At 31.0% G+C, this 21,324-nt stretch carries 18 protein-coding genes; 15 read left to right on the top strand and 3 right to left on the bottom strand.

Translation table 11 applies throughout. The annotated features are described in order from the left end of the window. Window positions 1-51: 51 nt before the first annotated feature. From cdaA to buk, 5 genes are all read left to right on the top strand, one after another. A complete protein-coding gene (cdaA, locus tag NNC19_RS16095) occupies window positions 52-903 on the top strand; it encodes a diadenylate cyclase CdaA (protein WP_310939693.1) in 852 nt (283 codons plus the stop codon). Then, a complete protein-coding gene (locus NNC19_RS16090) occupies window positions 876-2,135 on the top strand; it encodes a CdaR family protein (protein ID WP_310939692.1) in 1,260 nt (419 codons plus the stop codon). Before cdaA ends, NNC19_RS16090 begins: the two co-directional genes overlap by 28 nt. A 74-nt stretch (window positions 2,136-2,209) precedes the next feature. After that, window positions 2,210-3,811: an FAD-dependent protein gene (locus NNC19_RS16085; RefSeq protein ID WP_310939691.1), complete on the top strand. Its 1,602-nt coding sequence runs from the start codon at window positions 2,210-2,212 to the stop codon at window positions 3,809-3,811. Window positions 3,812-4,011: 200 nt separating this feature from the next. Continuing rightward, the gene (gene ptb / locus NNC19_RS16080) at window positions 4,012-4,920 is read left to right on the top strand and encodes a phosphate butyryltransferase (protein ID WP_310939690.1); all 909 of its coding nucleotides are present in this window, start codon (window positions 4,012-4,014) and stop codon (window positions 4,918-4,920) included. A 23-nt stretch (window positions 4,921-4,943) separates the two neighbouring features. Further along, the gene (gene buk / locus NNC19_RS16075) at window positions 4,944-6,011 is read left to right on the top strand and encodes a butyrate kinase (RefSeq protein ID WP_310939689.1); all 1,068 of its coding nucleotides are present in this window, start codon (window positions 4,944-4,946) and stop codon (window positions 6,009-6,011) included. Window positions 6,012-6,075: 64 nt separating this feature from the next. Here the strand turns inward: buk and NNC19_RS16070 are convergent, their stop codons facing one another. The 3 genes from NNC19_RS16070 to NNC19_RS16060 all read right to left on the bottom strand — a co-directional run bounded on the left by NNC19_RS16070 (window position 6,076) and on the right by NNC19_RS16060 (window position 9,434). Further along, a complete protein-coding gene (locus NNC19_RS16070; RefSeq protein WP_310939688.1) occupies window positions 6,076-7,215 on the bottom strand; it encodes an Ig-like domain-containing protein in 1,140 nt (379 codons plus the stop codon). 97 nt (window positions 7,216-7,312) lie between these two features. Then, window positions 7,313-8,740, bottom strand: a complete 1,428-nt coding sequence (locus tag NNC19_RS16065; protein WP_310939687.1) for a HAMP domain-containing sensor histidine kinase — start codon at window positions 8,738-8,740, stop codon at window positions 7,313-7,315. Further along, window positions 8,730-9,434 carry a response regulator transcription factor gene (locus tag NNC19_RS16060; RefSeq protein ID WP_310939686.1) on the bottom strand — a complete coding sequence of 235 codons (705 nt, stop codon included), beginning with the start codon at window positions 9,432-9,434 and terminating at the stop codon, window positions 8,730-8,732. The genes NNC19_RS16065 and NNC19_RS16060 overlap by 11 nt, the downstream gene beginning before the upstream one ends. A gap of 171 nt (window positions 9,435-9,605) precedes the next feature. On the opposite strand from NNC19_RS16060, the gene NNC19_RS16055 reads away from it, so the two are divergent. From NNC19_RS16055 to ilvB, 10 genes are all read left to right on the top strand, one after another. After that, window positions 9,606-10,436, top strand: a complete 831-nt coding sequence (locus NNC19_RS16055) for an AIM24 family protein (protein WP_310939685.1) — start codon at window positions 9,606-9,608, stop codon at window positions 10,434-10,436. Window positions 10,437-10,527: 91 nt separating this feature from the next. Next, the gene (locus tag NNC19_RS16050; protein ID WP_310939684.1) at window positions 10,528-10,827 is read left to right on the top strand and encodes a YerC/YecD family TrpR-related protein; all 300 of its coding nucleotides are present in this window, start codon (window positions 10,528-10,530) and stop codon (window positions 10,825-10,827) included. A gap of 81 nt (window positions 10,828-10,908) precedes the next feature. Continuing rightward, the gene (gene glmM / locus NNC19_RS16045) at window positions 10,909-12,255 is read left to right on the top strand and encodes a phosphoglucosamine mutase (RefSeq protein ID WP_310939683.1); all 1,347 of its coding nucleotides are present in this window, start codon (window positions 10,909-10,911) and stop codon (window positions 12,253-12,255) included. A gap of 598 nt (window positions 12,256-12,853) precedes the next feature. Beyond that, window positions 12,854-13,375, top strand: coding sequence for an acetolactate synthase small subunit (gene ilvN, locus NNC19_RS16040; protein ID WP_310939682.1), 522 nt, complete (start codon window positions 12,854-12,856; stop codon window positions 13,373-13,375). Between the two features lie 41 nt (window positions 13,376-13,416). Then, entirely contained in the window at window positions 13,417-15,012 is a 1,596-nt protein-coding gene (gene cimA, locus NNC19_RS16035) for a citramalate synthase (protein ID WP_310939681.1), read from the top strand. Window positions 15,013-15,026: 14 nt separating this feature from the next. Continuing rightward, the gene (gene leuC, locus NNC19_RS16030) at window positions 15,027-16,286 is read left to right on the top strand and encodes a 3-isopropylmalate dehydratase large subunit (RefSeq protein WP_310939680.1); all 1,260 of its coding nucleotides are present in this window, start codon (window positions 15,027-15,029) and stop codon (window positions 16,284-16,286) included. Window positions 16,287-16,300: 14 nt separating this feature from the next. Then, window positions 16,301-16,789 carry a 3-isopropylmalate dehydratase small subunit gene (leuD, locus tag NNC19_RS16025; RefSeq protein WP_310939679.1) on the top strand — a complete coding sequence of 163 codons (489 nt, stop codon included), beginning with the start codon at window positions 16,301-16,303 and terminating at the stop codon, window positions 16,787-16,789. Between the two features lie 42 nt (window positions 16,790-16,831). Then, entirely contained in the window at window positions 16,832-17,914 is a 1,083-nt protein-coding gene (gene leuB / locus NNC19_RS16020; protein WP_310939678.1) for a 3-isopropylmalate dehydrogenase, read from the top strand. A 4-nt stretch (window positions 17,915-17,918) separates the two neighbouring features. Then, the gene (gene ilvD / locus NNC19_RS16015; RefSeq protein WP_310939677.1) at window positions 17,919-19,577 is read left to right on the top strand and encodes a dihydroxy-acid dehydratase; all 1,659 of its coding nucleotides are present in this window, start codon (window positions 17,919-17,921) and stop codon (window positions 19,575-19,577) included. A 70-nt stretch (window positions 19,578-19,647) separates the two neighbouring features. After that, the gene (gene ilvB, locus NNC19_RS16010) at window positions 19,648-21,318 is read left to right on the top strand and encodes a biosynthetic-type acetolactate synthase large subunit (RefSeq protein ID WP_310939676.1); all 1,671 of its coding nucleotides are present in this window, start codon (window positions 19,648-19,650) and stop codon (window positions 21,316-21,318) included. Window positions 21,319-21,324 lie beyond the last annotated feature (6 nt).

Here is a 21,324-nt window from a genome sequence, read left to right as displayed (position 1 = left end):
ATTGGAAATTTAGTGTATAATTTATATATAGTATTTTTTAGAGGTGACTACATGCAAGAATTTTATTTAATGGCAGTAAATGCAATAAAAAATATATCAGCTTGGTCTATATTAGATATTTTAGTAGTATCATTTATTTTTTATAAAGGATACATGTTGATAAAAGAGACAAGAGCTGAGCAATTATTAAAGGGAATTATTTTTATCATTATACTTATTCCTATTAGTTATATTTTGAAGTTAGATATGTTGTATTTTATATTAAATAAAACATTAACTATAGGAGTATTATCTGTAGTAATTATATTTCAACCTGAAATTAGAAGAGCATTAGAACACTTGGGAAGAAGTGCATTTGAGGATATCCATAATGGGCCTAGTGTGGAAAAAAGGAATGAAGTTGTAGAGGCAATTACAACTGCTGTGGAAAATTTAGCAGAAACTAAAACTGGAGCACTAATAGCAATAGAACAAGGAACTGGACTTGGAGAATTATTAGCTTCAGGCACAATTATAGATGCAAAAGTTAGTGCAAATTTATTAGAAAATATTTTTGTAGTAAATACTCCTCTGCATGATGGAGCTACAATAATAAGAAAAGATAGGGTTCATGCTTCAGGATGTGTTTTGCCTTTAACAAATAATAATTTAATAAATAAAAAACTTGGAACTAGACATAGAGCAGCAATTGGATTATCTGAAAATTCAGATGCATTAATAATAGTAGTATCAGAAGAGACAGGGGTAATATCTTTGGCTGTAAATGGAAGATTAACACGAAACTATGATAAAGAAAAATTAAGAACAATATTGCTAAAAATAATGGCAAATAGGGATTCCAAAAGGGTAAAAACTGCTGGAGAGAAGGTGAAGACATGGATAATGGGAATGAAAAAAGCTTAGTTGTAAAACTAATATGTGTATTATTATCTTTTGTGTTATGGCTGTATATATCTAATGTTGAAAATCCTACAAGAACATCAGATGTAAGAGGTGTTTCAGTAGAGATACTTAATGAAGATACTTTAAGTAATTCAAATCTTTGTATTTCACCAGAGCAGACATTTACCGTTGATTTGAAGTTAGAAGGACCAGCCACTGAAATATATAGTATGAAAAAAAGTAATTTTGTTTTGAAGGCAGATTTAGGTTCATATGCATTAAAAAAAGGAGAAAATTATATACCTGTTCAAGTTGAAAGTTATCCTGAAGGATTAACAATTAAAAACGTGGGAGTCTTAGCAGTAAAAGTAAATATAGAAAGTAAAAAAGATAAAGAAGTAGAAGTATTCTCACAAGTAAAGACAAGTTATAAAAGTGGGGTTAGCCAAACTTCTGTGGATGTTAAACCTAATAAAGTAAAAGTGTCAGGACCAGAAAGTAGTGTGGATAAGGTTTCAAAAGTAGCATTAAAAGGAGAAAGATTAGATATATCTGAAGATATTAATGAGAAATTCAATTTAATAGCTGTAGATGCACAAGGAGATGAAGTTAAAGGTGTTAATTTAAGTGAAAGTGAAGGAACTTTAGCAATAAACACAGGAAATCAAAAAGAGGTACCTATTAAGGCTACATATACAGGAAAATTGAGCGCAAACTTAACACTTGAGGGGACATCTTTATCAAAGAATAATGTTTCAATAATAGGAAGTTATGATCAAATATCTAGTATAGATAGTATTGAAACTGAGGCTATAGATTTATCAAGTATTACTACAAATCAGGATATAAAAGTAAAGTTTAAATTGCCAAAAGGGATTTCAATAGCTAGTGGACAAAATTATGTAGTGGCTACAGTAAAGGTAAAAAGTAATGCAACAACAAATACAACAACAAATGAGAATACAAAAACAAATAATATCATAAACAAAACAATAGATGGTGTACAAGTTAATTTATCAAATAAGAAAAATGAAACATTAAAATATGAAACATCTACAATTAGTATAGAAGTATCTGGATCACAAGATGTATTAAATTCTTTAACAGCATCAAATATATCTGCAACAGCTTCAGTTGCAGATATAGTAGAAGCAGGACAAAAAGATGTTCCTGTGACTATTAGTTTAGTGAATACTGATCAAAGTGTAAAAATTGTAACAAAACCAGAAACGGTAAAAGTTACTGTTAAATAGAAAGTGGCATTGCCACTTTTTTTTATAGTGTGATAAAATAATTATCTAGCAAATAAAAGGGAAGTGTGATAACTATGACTATTAGAATTAATAATATTAACCTAGATATAGATGAATCAAAAGATAATCTTAAGAAAAAAGTATCCAAAGAGCTTAAGATAGAGGAAACGGACATTATAAAATTTAAAATAGTAAGAGAGAGCATAGATGCAAGGAAAAAGGATAATATTAAATTTAGTTACTCTATTGATGTAAAGTGTAATGGAGAAAAGAGAATATTAAAACATGCAAAGTGTAAAGATGCAAAGCTTGAAGAAGATGAATGTTGTGAAAAAATAGTTCATGGAAATAAAATGCTTAATTTTAGACCTATAGTAATAGGATTTGGACCAGCAGGAATATTTTCAGCTTTAACTTTGGCAATGGAGGGGTATAGCCCTATTGTTTTTGAACGTGGAGAAGATGTTGATAATAGAACAAAAACTGTGGAAAGTTTTTGGAAGGGTGAATCTAGTTTAAATTTAGAATCTAATGTTCAGTTTGGAGAAGGTGGAGCAGGTGCTTTTTCTGATGGAAAATTAACTACAAGAATTAAAGATAAAAGATGTGATTTTGTTTTAGAGGAACTTGTAAAATCAGGTGCACCAGAAGAGATAAAATATATAGGAAAGCCACATGTAGGAACTGATATACTTAAAGGTGTTGTGAGAAGTATAAGAGAGGAAATAAAGGCATTAGGAGGAGAAGTACATTTTAATTCTAAGTTGGAAAAAATAAATGTAAAAGAAGGAAAGTTGCAAAGTATAATAGTAAACGGTAATGAAATAAGTTGTGAAGCCTTAATATTAGCTATTGGTCATAGTTCTAGGGATACATATAGTATGCTTTATAATGAGGGAATATTTATGGAGAGCAAGGCTTTTGCCATTGGAGTGAGAATAGAACATCCACAAGAATTAATCAATATAAGTCAATATGGAAAATTTGTAAATCATCCAAGACTTAAGGCGGCAGATTACAAATTAACATATCAAAGTAATAGAACGAATAGAGGGGTATATTCATTTTGTATGTGCCCAGGAGGTGTAGTTGTAGCTGCTGCATCAGAAGAAAATAGACTTGTTTCTAATGGTATGAGTTATCATGCAAGAGATTTAGAAAATGCAAATTCAGCTTTAGTAGTAACAGTTGGACCAAAAGATTTTGAAGGAGAATCACCATTAAAAGGTATGGAGTTTCAAAGATATTATGAAGGATTAGCCTATAACTTAGGTGGAGGAGATTATAAGGCACCAATACAACTTGTAGGGGATTTTATGAAAGATAAAAAAAGTAAAAAGATTGGTTCTGTAGAACCATCATATACAGCTGGATATGAACTTAAAGAAATAAAAGATTGTTTACCTAATTATGTTGTGGATACTTTAAAAGAGGGGATAGTTAAATTTGACACAAGGATAAAAGGGTATGGGATGAATGATGCAATTTTAACAGGGATAGAAACTAGAACTTCAGCTCCAGTAAAAATAAGCAGAAATGAAAATTTGGAAAGTATAAGCACTAAAGGATTATATCCAACAGGTGAAGGAGCGGGATTTGCTGGAGGGATTATATCTGCTGCGGTTGATGGAATCAAGGTTGCAGAGAAAATTATAAGTGAGTATAAAGAAAAATAATTTTTTTAAAAATATTCTGAAAATTTAGCTTTTCAGGATATTTTTTGCTACAATGAAATAAGAATAAATGGAATATTTACGTTTTTGATTGTTACAAAATTAACATGATTGTTAAATTAGTGCGTATATTTATATTATTTTTTATAAATTGCAATATAAAAATTAAGTAAAAACAAATAATTAATAAGAGGTGCATATAAATGAGTAAAAATTTTGATGATTTATTATCAAGGGTAAAAGAATGCAAGAGAAAAAAAGTTTCAGTTGCAGTAGCACAAGATGAGCCAGTATTAGAAGCAATTAAGGCTGCTAAAGAACAAGGTATAGCTGATGCGATATTAGTAGGAGATAAAGAAAAAATAAAAGTTATAGCAGATTCCATAGAGATGGATTTAACTCAATTTGAAGTGATTCATGAACCTGATGCAAAGAAAGCTACACTTTTCGCAATACAATTAGTATCAAGTGGAAGAGCTGATATGGTTATGAAAGGATTAGTAGATACAGCTACATTTTTAAGGAGTGTATTAAATAAAGAAGTTGGACTTAGAACTGGAAAAGTAATGTCACATGTTGCAGTATTTGAAATAGAAGGTTTTGATAGATTAATTTTCTTAACTGATGCTGCATTTAACACTTATCCTGATTTAAAGACTAAAGTTCAAATCTTAGAAAATTCAGTTTATGTAGCTCATGCATGTGGTATAGAATGTCCAAAGGTTGCCCCAGTATGTGCAGTTGAGGTAGTAAATCCAGATATGCCAGCAACAGTAGATGCTTCATTATTATCAAAGATGAATGATAGAGGACAAATAAAAGGATGCATAGTAGATGGACCTCTTGCTCTTGATAATGCATTGTCAGAAGAAGCTGCACATCATAAAGGAATAAAAGGACCTGTTGCAGGACAGGCAGATGTAATAATGCTACCTAATATTGAAACAGCAAATGTTATGTATAAAACTTTAACATATACTTCAAATTCAAGAAATGGAGGAATTTTAGTTGGAACATCAGCTCCAGTTATACTAACTTCAAGAGCAGATAGTTTTGAAACTAAAGTAAATTCAATAGCTTTAGCAGCAGTAGTTGCAGAAACTACAAAATAAATTGAAATATCGGAGGGCGAGATATGTTATATAAACTATTAATTATTAACCCTGGTTCTACTTCAACTAAAATTGGAGTATATGAAGATGAAAAAGAATTATTTGAAGAAACATTAAGACATACCAATGAAGAAATAAAGAGATATGATACAATATATGATCAATTTGGATTTAGAAAAGAAGTTATATTAAATATATTAAAAGAAAAGAAATTTGATTTAAAGACATTAAGTGCTGTTGTGGGTAGAGGTGGAATGCTTAAGCCTGTAGAAGGCGGAACTTATTCTGTAAATGATGCAATGGTAGAAGATTTAAAAGTTGGAGTACAAGGGCCACATGCATCTAATTTAGGAGGAATAATTGCTAGATCTATTGGTGATGAATTAGGAATACCATCTTTTATAGTTGATCCTGTTGTTACTGATGAACTTGCAGATGTAGCTAGAATATCAGGGTCACCTGAACTTCCAAGAAAGAGTAAGTTTCATGCCTTAAATCAAAAAGCAGTAGCTAAAAGGTATGGTAAAGAAAGTGGAAAAGGATATGAAAATTTAAATCTTGTAGTTGTTCATATGGGCGGTGGAGTTTCAGTTGGAGCTCATAATCATGGAAAAGTTGTTGATGTTAACAATGCACTAGATGGAGATGGACCATTCTCTCCAGAAAGAGCAGGAGCAGTTCCAGTTGGAGATTTAATTAAAATGTGTTTCAGTGGAAAATATAGTGAAGTTGAAGCGTATAGTAAGATAGTTGGAAAAGGTGGCTTTGTTGCTTATTTAGATACAAATGATTTTAGAGATGTTGTTGATATGATGGAAAAAGGAAATAAAGAAGCTGAAAAGTTATATGAAGCATTCCTTTATCAATTAACTAAAGCTATTGGAGAAATGTCAGCTGTATTAAAAGGTAAAGTTGATCGAATAGTGCTTACTGGAGGAATTGCTTATTCACCAGTATTAGTACCAGCTTTAAGGGCCAATGTGGAATGGATTGCTCCTGTAACAGTATACCCAGGAGAAGATGAATTATTAGCTTTAGCACAAGGTGCAATTAGAGTTTTAAGTGGAGAAGAAGAAGCTAAAATTTACTAAAATTGACTTTAATAAAGACCATCTTGTTAAGTTTTATAAACAAGATGGTCTTTTAGTATAAAAATTAAGGAGTATATTGCATATTCATGCTTGTTACTATATCGTCTTCGGAATTTATCCAGAAGAGTAGAGCTCTATCATATTTTGGCATTTCAGGATGTTCAGTTAATTGATTATTATATTTATTAATAGAGTCAGATACATAAATCTTAAAGTCGTCTTTAGACATAGTTCTTAGTTCATCAGCTGTTTTATATTCAACTTTAGAATCAACTAGATATATACAAACATTAATTTTGCAGTCTTTGGATAATTTGTATGTCTTTTGTTCTTTGTTATTATCACGTATATAATAGTCGTGCCCCCATGCATCAGATGAAGGACTAAATCCATCTTTAGCATACTCTTTTTGAGCATCACCATTTCTATAAAATTCAGTTTCATTAAATTTTATGAAGGTATCTCCATTCTCCTCATATATACTATCTATAAATCCAATTTTAGATGATTTAACAACTTCCTTTTTTTGTGTTGTAGATATCTTTTGTTTAGCTGATAATTCTTGTTGAGGTAAAGGGCTGTTTGCCTGTTTAACAACCTTTTTTATTGTTAATGTTAAATGTACAGTTCTTCCATATTCATCTATATAACCATCATAAGTAAAAGTGCCAGGGCTTGAAGTATCAATGTTTTTTTGAGGCCACCTGATATTTACTGGATTAGTAATAGTGGCTTCTGGTATATTGGTTTGAGTTGGTAAACTGTAATCAGCTCCTTCAGAAATAGTATTTTCAATCAATATAGGTGAAAAGTTTGATTTTATTTCCTCTAAAACTTTAGACATTGCATCTTTAGATACATTATTATCAATAGCTAATTTTATAATGTAGTAGGCATCGTCAAATCTTTTAGCCTTCATATAATTATCTTTAATCTGAAGGTAAGTGCTTTCATTTGTTTTATCTTTTGAAATAGCTTTTTCGTAAGATGATCTAGCTTCAGGGTATTTTCCAGATTGTAAAAATGCATTTCCTTCTTCAATTAGTTGAAGAAGTTCACTTTTAGCGGAGTTTAAATCTTCCTTAACATTTTTTGCTACGACTATTTCTTTATCTTGTTTTGAGTTACAGCCATATAGTGGAATGACAATAAAAATAGAAAAAATAAATAACAATAAGACCTTTGATAAATAAATTTTTTTCATAAATTTCAACTCCTTGTTAGTTTATACTTATATAATAAATCTGGAATGTTTCTAAAAATAATGAATATGTTTCCAAGTTGTTAACAAGAAAAAATAATTACAAAAGAGTAAAATTTATTTTTACAGTTACTATTTTACCGTTAACAATAGATATACTTCCGCCATGACTAGTCACAATTTGTTTGCTGATATATAGGCCTAATCCACTACTGTAATTATCTGGAGATGAGTTGGTTTTTATAAACGGGTCAAATATTTTATTATATACATTTTCAGGAATCTCTTTTGAACTATTGCTTATTTCTACAAAATAGAAATTTTCTTTGCAGTAGCAATTTACTGAAATAATGTTGCTGTTAAATGAATATTTAATTGCATTATCAATAATGTTTATAAATAATTGCTTAAGTTTATTATGCTGCCCTAAAATAATACCATCTTCAATAGTAGAATTAATGTTTAGTGAGTATTTATTTGCTTTTAAACTCATATCCTCTATTATCTCTGAGATAAGGGGTTTCATATATATTTCACTTATAGCTTCTGATATTTGTGTTTGCCCCTTTGAAACTGTTATTAAGTCTAGTACTAACTTATGAGCGCGATCACTTTCTACATATATTCTTTCAATAGCTCTTTTCTTAAAATCTAGATCATTAACAATGTCATCTTTGAGCATTTCTGAATAGCCAGTTATTGCAGTAAGTGGAGTTTTAAGTTCATGGGTAACATTGTTAAAAAATTCTTCTCTGTGTTTTTCTAAAGTTTCAACTTTTAATTGTTCTTCTTTTATAGTTAGAATCTGTTCTTTAATCTTGTCTTTCATGTTAATAAACTCTTTTGACAAAATTCCTACTTCATCATTATTTTTTGCCTTAATTGAAAAGTTATAATCACCTTCTTCTATTTTTTTTACTCCTTCAGTTAGTACTATAATTGGATGAGTTACTGTAGAAGTAATTAAAAGTGCAGTAAAAAAAATACATAGGAAAATGATAACTTCAGACATAGTGATTAAGTTTATAGTGTTTAGATTACTTAGGTAAATATCATTATATTCCTTTTCTATAGTTAAAGTTCCAAGCTGTATATCATCAATATAAATTGGGTAGGATAATATTCCATATAAACTGGAATTTGCATATTTAATTAATATTATTGCGGGTCCATTTAACGCCTGAGTACTATTTTTATCTATTTCATTTCTAAATTCTGCTGAAGTATTGCTTGCAAGTATTTTATTAGAGTTATCCCTTATTTGAATATTGCAAGAGGTATTTAATGATATATAGCTAACCAAATAATCAGCACCATTTTTAAGTTTATTTTCATTTGATTCAGTGGAACCTAAGGAATTTCTGTATTTAACAGATTCCATAGTACTTTTCATAATTTGAGAGACAGATTCTTTTATAGTATTCTCCATTCTTTCATTTAAAATATTTCTAAAAATGAGATTAAATATAATTCCTGATGTTAATAAAATTGTTCCAATGCCAAGAGTGATTTTTGTTTTAATTTTCATTATTATACCTCATTACATAACCTACAGAAAAAACAGTTTCAATTAGTGATTTTTCGCTTTTATCATCTAATTTACTTCTAAGTCTTCTTACATGAACATCAACAGTTCTTTCATCTCCATCATAATCAAATCCCCAAATTTGAGTTAGTAATGTATCTCTAGAAAATACCTTGTCCTTATTTTTCGATAGGTATTCTAATAAATCATATTCTCTAGGTTTTAGTTTAACTAGTTCATTATTTTTATAAACACATCTACTTTCATAATTAATTTTTATATTATTTGTTAATAAAACAAATTTATCTTCAGATTTATATTTATACTTATCAATTCGTTTTAGAGCATTCTTAACTCTTGCTAAAACCTCTTTTATGTGAAATGGTTTAGTAATATAATCATCAGCTCCAAGTTCTAGTCCCAGAATTTTATCAACTATATCTGTACGAGCAGTTAACATTATTATTGGAATTGAATAAGTTCTAGTAATATCCTTGCATATATCAAAACCACTTTCATCAGGAAGATTTATATCCAATAAAGCAATGGAAGGATTAAAGGTTTTTAATAGCATTCTAGCCTCTTCACCACTAAATGCACTTCGTACAGAGTAACCTTCTGAGCGTAATGCAGATGACAGAATATCATTTATAGACATTTCATCTTCAACAACTAATACTTTATAATCATTATTCATATATGTTTCTCCTTTATAAATTACTAAATTTCCTTTAACATATTAACATATAATTATTGCCAATATTAATATATTTTTAGACTTTTGGAATTAAAAAGACTATGGTGGGCTAATATGATAAAATGTATATAAGTTAATGTTTTATAATATACGAAATATGGAGTGGGAATTATGAGAACTACAGTGAATTCTGAGAATAAGTTAACAATGCTTTCACAAATGGCAAATGATGCAAAATTTCAAGTGCTTGAATATGATAAATTAGAAGGAGCTACTGATTTTGAAACAGCTTTTGGACTTAAGGTTATGAATGAAGCAGGAGTTAAGTTAAGGCAAGTTAGAATAATTTTAGATAATAGTGCTGTAAAGCTTGAAGCAGGAGCTCTAAGCTATATGAAGGGTGATATTTCTATTAAGAATAAAACTGGTGGAATAATAGGACTTGGGAAAAAGTTTATAAATAGTAAGCTTACAGGGGAAGAAATGTTTAAACCAACTTATGAAGGAACAGGAGAAATTTTTTTAGAACCTTCCTTTGGACATTATGCTTTAATTGAATTAGAAGATGAAGAAATAATTGTGGATGACGGTTTGTTTTATGCTTGTGAAGAAGAAATTGAAGTTGGTGCAGCTATGCAAAAGAGTGTATCTTCAATGATATTTGGACATGAAGGGATATGTCAGACAAGTCTTAGGGGAAGTGGAATAATAGTTTTAGAATTACCAGTGCCAGAAACAGAAGTTTTTAAATGTAAATTATATAATGATACAATAAAGGTTGATGGTAATTTTGTTGTACTTAGAACCAACAATGTAAATTTTACTGTAGAAAAATCTTCATCTGTTATAGGAAGTGCTACAAATGGAGAAGGATTGTTAAATGTCTATTCTGGAATTGGAGAAGTATGGCTATTACCAACACAAGGAATTTATTCAGATATAAAAGGAATTGGATTGAATGGTGTAAACAATAGAAATGAGGAAGTGGATAATGAAGTTTAAAGAAAGTGCTCTAAATTAATAAAGTTGTGAATTGAAAAACCTTTAAGTATAATTAGATAGGGATATATGATATATTGATAGGAGTGAAAATATGAGCACTTATGAATCAAAAATAAAAAGTGAAGAAATGGATTTGTTATTTAATTCAATATTAAAACTTGAAAATATAGAAGAGTGTTATAAGTTTTTTGAAGATGTAGCTACAATTAATGAAGTAAAAGCATTAGCTCAAAGAATTCATGTAGCTAAGTTATTAAGTGAGAAAAAAACTTATACTGAAATTGCTGAAATTACAGGGGCTAGCACAGCAACCATAAGTAGAGTAAATAGATGTCTGAATTATGGAAGTGATGGGTATAATATTGTTCTTAAAAGAATGGAAAAAAGATAAAGTTGATATAATTAGTATTAGAGTTTATACTAATGTATAGAAAAAGTAGAATATTATATAATAATATAGTGAGGTATATATATGAGTAGAATGTTTGGAACCGATGGAGTTAGAGGAATTGCTAATTCAGAGTTAACAGCTCAGTTAGCATATAATCTTGGTAGAGCTGGAGCATTTGTTTTAACTGAAGGTGCTCACAAACCAAAGATATTGGTAGGTAAAGATACTAGAATTTCTGGAGATATGTTAGAGGCAGCACTTGTTGCAGGAATATTATCAGTTGGAGCAGAAGCTGTTGTTTTAGGAGTAGTTCCAACTCCAGCAGTTGCACATCTTACAAGAAAATATGGTGCTGATGCTGGTATTATGATATCTGCATCTCATAATCCTGTAGAGTATAATGGAATTAAATTTTTTGATGATAAAGGATATAAATTATCAGATGAATTAGAAGATGAAATTCAAAGTGTAATAGAAAGTGATTTTTATGGAGTACCTAGTCCCGTAGGAGTAGGAGTAGGTAGAGAAACTATTGAGGTTGGTGCATTAGAAGATTACATAGATTTTGCTAAGAGTACAATTGCTGTAAGTTTAGAGGGTGTTAAAGTAGCATTAGATTGTGCTAATGGATCAGCATATAAAGCAGCAGTAAAAGCTTTTAGAGAGTTAGGTGCAGAAGTATATGTAATAAATGATAATCCTGATGGAACTAATATAAATGAAAAATGTGGATCAACTCATCCAGAAGAGTTAATGGAGTATGTAGTTAAAAAGGGTTGTGATATTGGGTTTGCTTTTGATGGAGATGCAGATAGATGTCTTGCAGTAGATGAAAAAGGAAATTTAATAAATGGAGATTTTATTCTAGCACTTTGTGGGAAACATTTGAAAGAAATACATAGATTAAAAGATGATACTATAGTAGTTACTGTAATGAGTAATCTTGGACTTGATATAGCTTGTGAAAAGTTAAACATTTCTACATTAAAGACTAAAGTTGGAGATAGATATGTTCTAGAAGAAATGATTAAAGGGAAATATGTTCTTGGTGGAGAACAGTCTGGGCATATTATATTCTTAGATTATAATACCACAGGAGATGGTTTAGTTACTGCTCTTCAAGTGGCATCTGTAATTAAAAAGGAAAAGAAACAGTTAAGTGATTTGTGTTCTATTATGAAAGAACTTCCTCAGGTACTAGCTAATGCTACTGTTCCTAATAATAAAAAGAATATATATCTAGAAGATGAAGAAATTATAGCTGAGATAAAAAGAATAGAAGGAACTTTACATGGAAAAGGTAGAGTGTTAATAAGACCTTCAGGAACAGAACCATTAGTTAGGGTTATGTTAGAAGGTGAAAATCAAGAAGAAATTGACAAAATGGCGCATAATTTAGCTGATATGATAGTTAAAAAAAGTAAATAATAAAAAGGTCTAATGTGATTTGTCATCACATTAGACCTTTTTATTGATATTATATATGAATGTAATAATATATTTTGAAAATATTAAATATGTTAGCGATAAAAAGTTGGAAAAATTAACGATATAATAAATATTAGGGGAGTTTTTGAGGAAATAAAAATTCAAATCGTAATTTAAATTTAAATAAAATATTAAAATGATAAAAATCTTATTGAAATGTTGACAAAAAGAAAATTGGGGAGTAAAATCTTATCAAAAGCACAACTAAATAGTTCCTAGTATTAATAAATGCAAAGATGGAGAAGGTTATTTGGCATAAAAAAAGTTTAAGAGAGTCAGTGGTTGGTGTGAACTGATACTTTTAGTTAAATAGGTATCACTCCTGAGCAGAGTCCAGAAAACTTTAATAAGTGAGTAAGCGACCTCCGGTGAACAACCGTTATATGTAAGGGTTTGTTAGAACCGAGTATATTATATTTAGGCGGAGTATTATTCCACTTCTTATGATGTATATCATTAGAGTGGTTTTTTTTATACACTATTCAAAGTAATTATTTATTTTAATTAATAGTTCCTTTAATGTAAGGAGGGGGAAAGGATGGAACAGAAACATGTATTATCAGTTCTTGTAAAGAATTCAGCTGGAGTTTTAAGTAGAGTATCAGGGCTATTTTCAAGAAGAGGGTACAATATTGACAGTTTAACAGTTGGAAGAACAGAAGATGAAAAAATTTCAAGAATGACTATTACTTTAAATGGAGACAATGATACTCTTGAGCAAGTGAAAAAACAATTAAATAAATTAGAAGATGTGATTAAAATAATTAATCTCAAAAATAATAACTCAGTATACAGAGAGCTAGTGCTAATTAAAGTAGAGGCTAATGCAGAGAAAAGAGCAGATATTAACGAAATAGTTAAAATATTTAGATGCAAAATCATTGATTTATCAATTGATACATTAACAATTGAACTTACAGGGGATGAAAGTAAGATATCAGCATTAATAAAGCTTATGGAGGAATATGGAATAAGGGAGTTAGTAAGAACTGGGGTAGCTGCTCTTGAAAGAGGAGATAAAACAATAACAAGTTATGATGACTATTCAGATGAAATATAGCTTTAGCAATATAAATAAGCAATAAATAAGGAGGGGCTTTAATGACTGATAGGACTATAAGCATCTTTGATTCAACTTTAAGAGATGGTGCCCAGGGGCAAGGGATTTCATTTTCGTTAGAAGATAAGTTAAAAATAGTTAAAGTATTAGATGATATTGGAGTTACTTATATTGAGGCAGGGAATCCAGGGTCAAATCCCAAGGATATGGAGTTTTTTAAAAGAATTAAAGAAGTAAAGCTGAATAAAGCTAAAATAGCTGCTTTTGGATCAACTAGAAGATCAAAGGCAAAAACAGAAGATGATAAAAATATAAAAAACTTATTATTGGCAGATACAGAGGTTGTGGTGATTTTTGGAAAGACGTGGGGTTTTCAAGTTACAGAAATTTTAAAAACAACACTTGATGAAAATCTAAATATGATAAGTGATACCATTAAATATTTAGTAGATAGGGGCAAGGAAGTAATATTTGATGCAGAACATTTCTTTGATGGTTATAAAGATAATAAAGAATATGCTTTATCAACTATAAAGGTAGCTAAGAAGGCAGGGGCAAATGCAGTTGTATTATGTGATACAAATGGTGGAACACTACCTAATGAAGTTAAAGAAATAACATCAGAAGCAATAAGCAATATAGGGGGCAATGTAGGTATACATTGTCACGATGATATAGGCATGGCAGTAGCCAATTCAATCGTGGCAGCACAAGTTGGGGTGAATCATATTCAAGGAACATTCATAGGAATGGGAGAAAGATGTGGGAATGCAAATCTAAGTACAATACTTCCAACTTTAAAGTTAAAAATGGGGCATGACATAATCAATGATTATAACCTTTCTAAATTAACTAGTGTTGCTAGATTCATAGCAGAAATTTCAAATATAACATTAAAAGATGAAACACCTTATGTAGGAAATTCAGCATTTGCTCATAAGGGGGGAATGCATATAGATGCAGTTTGTAAGGAGTCAAAATCATATGAACATGTGCCACCCGAAAAGGTGGGAAACAAGAGAAGATTCTTAATATCTGAGGTTAGTGGTAAAAGTACTATTTTATCAGAAATTCAGAAAATATTTCCTCAGATATCCAAGGAAAGTAAAGAAGTTCAAATTATAACAGATAGATTAAAAGAATTAGAGTATGAAGGTTATCAATTTGAGGGAGCAGAAGGAACAGTTGAATTAGTTATGAGAAAAATTATAGGTAAGTATAAACCGTTCTTTAAACTAAATCACTTTAAAGTTTTTGCAGAACAACCTTCAGCAAATGCTGAATTTACTTCTTCAGTAATGATTAATGTAACTGTAGATGGTAAGGAAGAAATGAGCGCAGCGGAAGGCGAAGGCCCTGTAAATGCACTTGATAAAGCATTAAGAAAAGCATTGGAGGTATTTTATCCACAGCTAAATGATGTAAGATTAGTGGATTATAAAGTTAGGGTTTTAGACTCAGAAAGTGCTACTGAAGCAAAAGTTAGGGTTTTAATTGAATCTACTGATGGTATAGAAAATTGGAGTACGGTTGGAGTATCTAGAGATATAATTCAAGCCAGTTGGATAGCTCTGGTGGACTCAATAGAATACAAACTAATAAAAGATATAGAAAGAAAAGTAAAAACATATTTTTAGGAGATGATTATAAAATGGGAATGACGATGACACAAAAAATTTTAGCAGCTCATGCAGGCTTAGAAAGTGTAAAAGCGGGCCAATTAATTGAAGCAAACCTTGATTTAGTATTAGGAAATGACATTACAACACCTGTAGCTGTTAATGAATTTTCTAAATTTGGTGTGGATAAGGTGTTTAATAAAGAAAAAATAGCTATTGTACCTGATCATTTTACACCAAATAAAGATATAAAAGCAGCTGAACAAGTAAAATATATTAGAGAATTTGCTAATGAAAAGGAAATTGTTAATTTTTTTGAAGTTGGAGAAATGGGTATAGAACATTGCTTAATTCCTGAAAAAGGGTTAGCAGTTGCAGGAGATGTAGTTATAGGAGCAGATTCACATACTTGTACTTATGGAGCACTTGGAGCTTTTTCAACTGGAATAGGGTCAACGGATATGGCAGCAGGTATGGCTACTGGAAAATGTTGGTTCAAGATTCCTTCAGCACTTAAATTTGTACTTAAAGGTAAACCAGCAAAATGGGTTAGTGGAAAGGATATAATTTTACACATAATAGGTATGATTGGTGTTGATGGGGCACTATATAAGTCGATGGAATTTGTAGGAGATGGATTAGAATATCTTTCTATGGATGATAGATTTACTATGGCTAATATGGCAATAGAAGCTGGTGGGAAAAATGGAATTTTTCCAGTAGATGAAAAGACAGAAAAATATTTAAAAGAACATGCAATCAGGGAGTGGAAGAAGTATGAAGCTGATGAAGATGCTGAATATGATGAAGTTTATGAAATAGATTTAAGCACATTAAGACCAACAGTATCATTTCCTCATTTACCAGATAACACAAGAACAATTGATAATGTTGGAGATGTAACTATAGATCAAGTTGTTATTGGATCGTGCACAAATGGAAGAATGTCAGATTTAAGAATGGCAAGAGATATTATAAAGGGGAGAAAAGTTAAAAAGGGAATTAGATGTATAGTATTCCCAGGAACACAAAAGATTTATCTTCAAGCTTTAGAAGAAGGAATTATAAAAGATTTAGTAGAAGCAGGAGCCGTTGTCTCAACACCAACTTGTGGACCTTGTTTAGGAGGACATATGGGAATTTTGGCAAAGGGTGAAAGAGCTGTATCAACAACTAACAGAAACTTTGTTGGAAGAATGGGGCATGTTGAATCAGAAGTTTACTTAGCAAGTCCAGCAGTTGCAGCAGCATCAGCATTAACAGGAAAAATTACAGATCCAGAGTTGGTTTAAGGGGGATATAAATAATGATAGTAACAGGTAAAGTTTTTAAATATGGAGATAATGTAGATACAGATGTAATAATACCAGCGAGATACTTAAATACATCAGATCATAAAGAGCTTGCAGCTCATTGTATGGAAGATATAGATTTGGGTTTTGTTAAAAATGTTCAAGATGGGGATATTATTGTAGCAAATAAAAATTTTGGTTGTGGGTCTTCGAGAGAGCATGCTCCTATAGCAATTAAAGCATCTGGAGTAAGTTGTGTTATAGCTTCAACTTTTGCAAGAATTTTCTATAGAAATGCAATTAACATAGGTTTACCAATACTTGAATGTGAAGAAGCAGTAGAGTCCATTGAAGCAGGGGATAAATTAGAAGTTGATTTTTCAACAGGTGAAATAAAGAATTTAACAAAAAATGAAATATATAAAGGTGAAGCTTTCCCAGAATTTATGCAAAAAATTATAGATAATGATGGCTTAGCTGGATATATAAGAAATAGAAAATAAGAAATATAAATAAGCAATTAAAAAAACAGGGGGTTAAGAAATATGAAATATAATGTAGCAGTTATACCTGGAGATGGAATAGGTCCTGAAGTTATTAATGAAACAATAAAGGTATTAAATTTAGTGGGAGAAAAGTCAGGTAATGATTTTGAATATAAGTATTTACTAGCAGGAGGGTGTGCTATAGATAAACTTGGAACACCACTTCCACAAGAAACTTTAGATGAATGTAAAAAAAGTGATGCAGTTTTACTTGGGGCAGTTGGTGGACCTAAATGGGATGATCCAGATGCTAAGATAAGACCAGAACAAGCTCTTTTAGGACTAAGAGGGGAATTAGGACTTTATTGTAACTTAAGACCAGCAGTTTTATATACTCCATTAAAAGATGCATCACCACTTAAGGAAAGTATCATAGGAGATGGAATAGATATTCTTGTAGTTAGAGAATTAACTGGGGGAATCTATTTTGGAGAAAGAGGAAGATGTATAGATAATGGAGTTTCTGCAGCATATGATACTGAAAAATATAATGAAGATGAGATAAGAAGAATTGCAAAAATTGGCTTTGAATCAGCTATGAAGAGAGATAAGAGACTTACATCTGTAGATAAAGCTAATATACTTGAAAGTTCTAGATTATGGAGAAAAGTTGTAGAGGAAGTTGCTAAAGACTATCCAGAAGTAAAAGTTGATCACTTATACATTGATAATACAGCAATGCAACTTGTAAGAGATCCAAGGCAATTTGATGTAATAGTAACTTCAAATATGTTTGGAGATATATTATCAGATGAAGCTAGTATGATTACAGGGTCTATAGGAATGCTTCCATCCGCTTCACTTGGAGAAAATAGTTTTGGAATGTATGAACCAATACATGGTAGTGCACCTGATATTGCAGGAAAAGGTATTGCCAATCCACTTGCAACTATTCTTTCAGGAGCTATGATGCTTAGAAATACCTTCAATTTAGAAGAGGAAGCTAAGATTATAGAAAAAGCTGTTCAAGAAGTTCTTGAAGAAGGATACAGAACAGGGGATATTATGAGTGAAGAAATGAAACTTGTTGGAACAGAAGAAATGGGTAAACTTGTTATGAATAAAATTGAGAAAGGGATGTAAATTTATGAGAAGTGACAGTGTAAAAAAGGGTCCTTCTAGGGCACCTCACAGGTCTCTTTTTAAAGCAGCAGGACTAACTGAGGAAGAATTAGATAGACCATTAATTGGAGTAGTAACATCACAAAATGATATAATACCAGGTCATGTTCATTTAAATCAAATAGTTGAAGGGGTAAAAAAAGGTGTGCTTATGTCAGGTGGAACTCCTTTAGTGTTCCCAACTATTGGGGTATGTGATGGAATTGCCATGGGGCATGAAGGAATGAGGTATTCATTAGTAACTAGAGAACTTATTGCAGATACTATCGAATGTATGGTAAAAGCTCATGGATTTGATGCATTAGTACTTATACCAAACTGTGACAAGATTGTTCCAGGAATGATGATGGCAGCTTTAAGACTTAACATTCCAGCAGTGATAGTAAGTGGTGGACCAATGCTTCCAGGAAAGTTTAAAGATGGAGATGTTTCTTTAACAACTGTATTTGAAGCAGTTGGGGCCTTTGAAAATGGGACTATGCTAGAAGCTGATCTTAAAGAATTGGAAGATAAAGCGTGTCCAACATGTGGCTCATGTTCAGGTATGTTTACAGCAAACTCAATGAACTGTTTATCAGAAGTCTTGGGATTGGCATTGCCTGGAAATGGAACAATACCAGCAGTTTATTCTGAGAGAATAAGGCTTGCAAAACAATCTGGGATGGCAGTTATGAATCTTTTAGAAAAAGATATAAAGCCAAGAGATATAGTAACTAAAAAATCAATAGAAAATGCATTAGGTGTAGAAATGGCACTTGGATGTTCATCAAATTCAGTTTTACATTTAACTGCAATAGCTAATGAAGCTAAACTTCCAATAAATTTAGATATTATAAATGAGGTTTCAGCTAAAGTACCAAATCTTTGTCGTTTGGCACCTGCATCTCAAGTGCATATTATTGATTTATATTATGCAGGAGGAATTAGTGCTGTAATTAATGAACTTTCAAAGAAAAATCTTATTAATCTTGACTGTATGACAGTAACCGGAAAGACGCAAGGTGAAAATACTAAAGGAAAATATGTTAAGGATTATAACGTAGTTATGCCTATAGATAAGCCATATAGCAAAACTGGAGGTGTAGCAATTCTTAGAGGAAATCTTGCTATAGATGGAGCTGTTGTAAAAAGATCAGCAGTTGCACCAGAAATGCTTAAACATGAAGGACCAGCTAAGGTATTTGATTCAGAAGAAGAATCTATTGAAGCTATCATGGATAAGAAAATAAAATCTGGTGATGTTGTTGTAATAAGATATGAGGGGCCAAAGGGAGGACCAGGAATGAGAGAAATGTTATCACCAACATCAGCAATAGCTGGTATGGGACTTGATAAAGAGGTAGCTCTTATTACAGATGGAAGATTTAGTGGAGCAACAAAAGGGGCTTCCATTGGGCATGTATCACCAGAGGCAGCTGAAGGTGGAATCATAGCTTTAGTTGAAGATGGAGATATTATTTCAATAGATATAGAAAATGGTAAATTAGAACTTAGAGTTTCGGATAATGTTCTTGAAGAAAGAAGAAAGCAATTAAAACCATTTGAACCAAAAGTTAAAGAAGGTTATTTAGCTAGATATTCAAAGCTAGTTAGCTCAGCTAGTACAGGAGCTGTGTTTAAGTAATAGTAATGATAAATTAAGGTGTAGAGACTTAATATATAAGTCATTTTTTATGAAAAAAGGAGGGGGCTAGATGATATTAACGGGATCTGATATAGTAATTAAATCTATTATAGATGAGGGAGTGGATCTAGTCTTTGGATATCCAGGTGGTCAAGTAATTAACCTTTATGATTCATTATACAAATATCAAGATGAGATAAAACATGTTTTAACATGTCATGAACAAGGAGCAGCTCATGCAGCAGATGGGTATGCAAGAGCAACTGGAAAGGTTGGTGTATGTATTGCTACATCAGGGCCAGGTGCTACAAACTTAGTAACTGGAATTGCAACAGCGTATATGGATTCTATTCCACTTGTTGCAATTACAGGGAATGTTCCTATGCATTTATTAGGAAAAGATAGTTTTCAAGAAGTTGATATAACAGGAATTACTATGCCAATAACTAAGCATAATTATATTGTAAAAGATATAAATAAACTTCAAGATGTAATTAGTGAAGCTTTTTATATTGCTAAAGAAGGTAGACCAGGGCCAGTTTTAATTGATATTCCTAAAAATATTCAGATTGAAAAAACTGAATATAAAAACAAAAAGTTATGGAATATTGAAAGAAAAGAATTCACTATTAAAGAAGAGAAGATTGAACAGGCAATAGATTTAATAAATAAAGCAAAGAAACCATTTATATATGTTGGTGGAGGAGCTGTGTCAGCAGATTGTTGTAGTGAAGTTTTAGCTTTAGCAGAAAAGATAAATGCACCTATTTGCACTTCTTTAATGGGGATAGGAGTGGTTCCTAAAAATCATCCATTATATACAGGGATGATTGGTATGCATGGAACTAAAGCATCTAATATAAGTGCAACAAAAAGTGATTTGTTTATAGCTTTAGGAGCTAGGTTTTCAGATAGAGTAGTGGCCAATGGAGATAACTTAAGTAATGCAAAAATACTTCATATTGATGTGGATCCAGCAGAAATTAATAAAAATGTTAAAGTTGATTTATCTGTTATTGGGGATTTGAAAAGTGTTTTAGATAGAATAGTTCCTAAAATTAATGAGAGCAAAAATGAGGAATGGTTAAATAGTGTGGAACACTTGAAAAGTTTGAATGCATATAAGAAGGATGAAAGGCAAGAGTTGACTCCAGAATATTTCTTTGAGGTATTAAATTCTTTAGATGATGGTAATTTAATAATTTCAACAGAAGTTGGGCAACATCAAATGTGGACAGCACAATATTTTAATTTTTCAAAGCCTAGAACATTTATATCCTCAGGAGGACTTGGAACTATGGGCTTTGGACTTGGAGCTTCAATTGGAGCTCAATTTGGAAGGCCTAGAAATAAAGTTATCAATATAGCTGGGGATGGAAGTTTCATGATGAATTGCCAGGAGTTAGCTACAGCTGTTAAAAATAATTTACCTATAGTTGTTGTCGTTATGAATAATAATGTTTTAGGTATGGTTAGACAATGGCAAACATTATTTTTTGATGGCAGATATTCAAATACAACTTTAGATAGGCAAACAGATTTAGTAAAACTTGCAGAAGCTTTTGGAGCAACTGGATATAGGGTTGAAGAAAGAAATCAACTAGAAGAGATATTGAAAAAATCTTTAGATAGCACAAATCCAGTTCTTATAGATTATAGAATTGATTATGATAAAAAAGTATTTCCAATGGTTGCACCAGGTGCACCAATTCATCAAATAATATGTGAAGAAGATATTTAAATTTTA

It is taken from the genome of Clostridium sp. SHJSY1, assembly GCF_031626875.1.
Classification (GTDB): domain Bacteria; phylum Bacillota; class Clostridia; order Clostridiales; family Clostridiaceae; genus Clostridium.
This window is presented reverse-complemented; position numbering and strand designations above follow the sequence as displayed.

Excerpts from the sequence above, each read along its gene's own strand:
- NNC19_RS16065 (WP_310939687.1), bottom strand. The coding sequence starts at position 8,740 with ATGAAAATTAAAACAAAAATCACTCTTGGCATTGGAACAATTTTATTA.
- NNC19_RS16070 (WP_310939688.1), bottom strand. The coding sequence starts at position 7,215 with ATGAAAAAAATTTATTTATCAAAGGTCTTATTGTTATTTATTTTTTCT.
- NNC19_RS16055 (WP_310939685.1), top strand. The coding sequence starts at position 9,606 with ATGAGAACTACAGTGAATTCTGAGAATAAGTTAACAATGCTTTCACAA.
- NNC19_RS16060 (WP_310939686.1), bottom strand. The coding sequence starts at position 9,434 with ATGAATAATGATTATAAAGTATTAGTTGTTGAAGATGAAATGTCTATA.
- NNC19_RS16050 (WP_310939684.1), top strand. The coding sequence starts at position 10,528 with ATGAGCACTTATGAATCAAAAATAAAAAGTGAAGAAATGGATTTGTTA.
- NNC19_RS16090 (WP_310939692.1), top strand. The coding sequence starts at position 876 with ATGGATAATGGGAATGAAAAAAGCTTAGTTGTAAAACTAATATGTGTA.
- ilvN (WP_310939682.1), top strand. The coding sequence starts at position 12,854 with ATGGAACAGAAACATGTATTATCAGTTCTTGTAAAGAATTCAGCTGGA.
- buk (WP_310939689.1), top strand. The coding sequence starts at position 4,944 with ATGTTATATAAACTATTAATTATTAACCCTGGTTCTACTTCAACTAAA.
- cimA (WP_310939681.1), top strand. The coding sequence starts at position 13,417 with ATGACTGATAGGACTATAAGCATCTTTGATTCAACTTTAAGAGATGGT.
- leuC (WP_310939680.1), top strand. The coding sequence starts at position 15,027 with ATGGGAATGACGATGACACAAAAAATTTTAGCAGCTCATGCAGGCTTA.
- ilvD (WP_310939677.1), top strand. The coding sequence starts at position 17,919 with ATGAGAAGTGACAGTGTAAAAAAGGGTCCTTCTAGGGCACCTCACAGG.
- glmM (WP_310939683.1), top strand. The coding sequence starts at position 10,909 with ATGAGTAGAATGTTTGGAACCGATGGAGTTAGAGGAATTGCTAATTCA.
- NNC19_RS16085 (WP_310939691.1), top strand. The coding sequence starts at position 2,210 with ATGACTATTAGAATTAATAATATTAACCTAGATATAGATGAATCAAAA.
- ilvB (WP_310939676.1), top strand. The coding sequence starts at position 19,648 with ATGATATTAACGGGATCTGATATAGTAATTAAATCTATTATAGATGAG.
- ptb (WP_310939690.1), top strand. The coding sequence starts at position 4,012 with ATGAGTAAAAATTTTGATGATTTATTATCAAGGGTAAAAGAATGCAAG.
- leuD (WP_310939679.1), top strand. The coding sequence starts at position 16,301 with ATGATAGTAACAGGTAAAGTTTTTAAATATGGAGATAATGTAGATACA.
- cdaA (WP_310939693.1), top strand. The coding sequence starts at position 52 with ATGCAAGAATTTTATTTAATGGCAGTAAATGCAATAAAAAATATATCA.
- leuB (WP_310939678.1), top strand. The coding sequence starts at position 16,832 with ATGAAATATAATGTAGCAGTTATACCTGGAGATGGAATAGGTCCTGAA.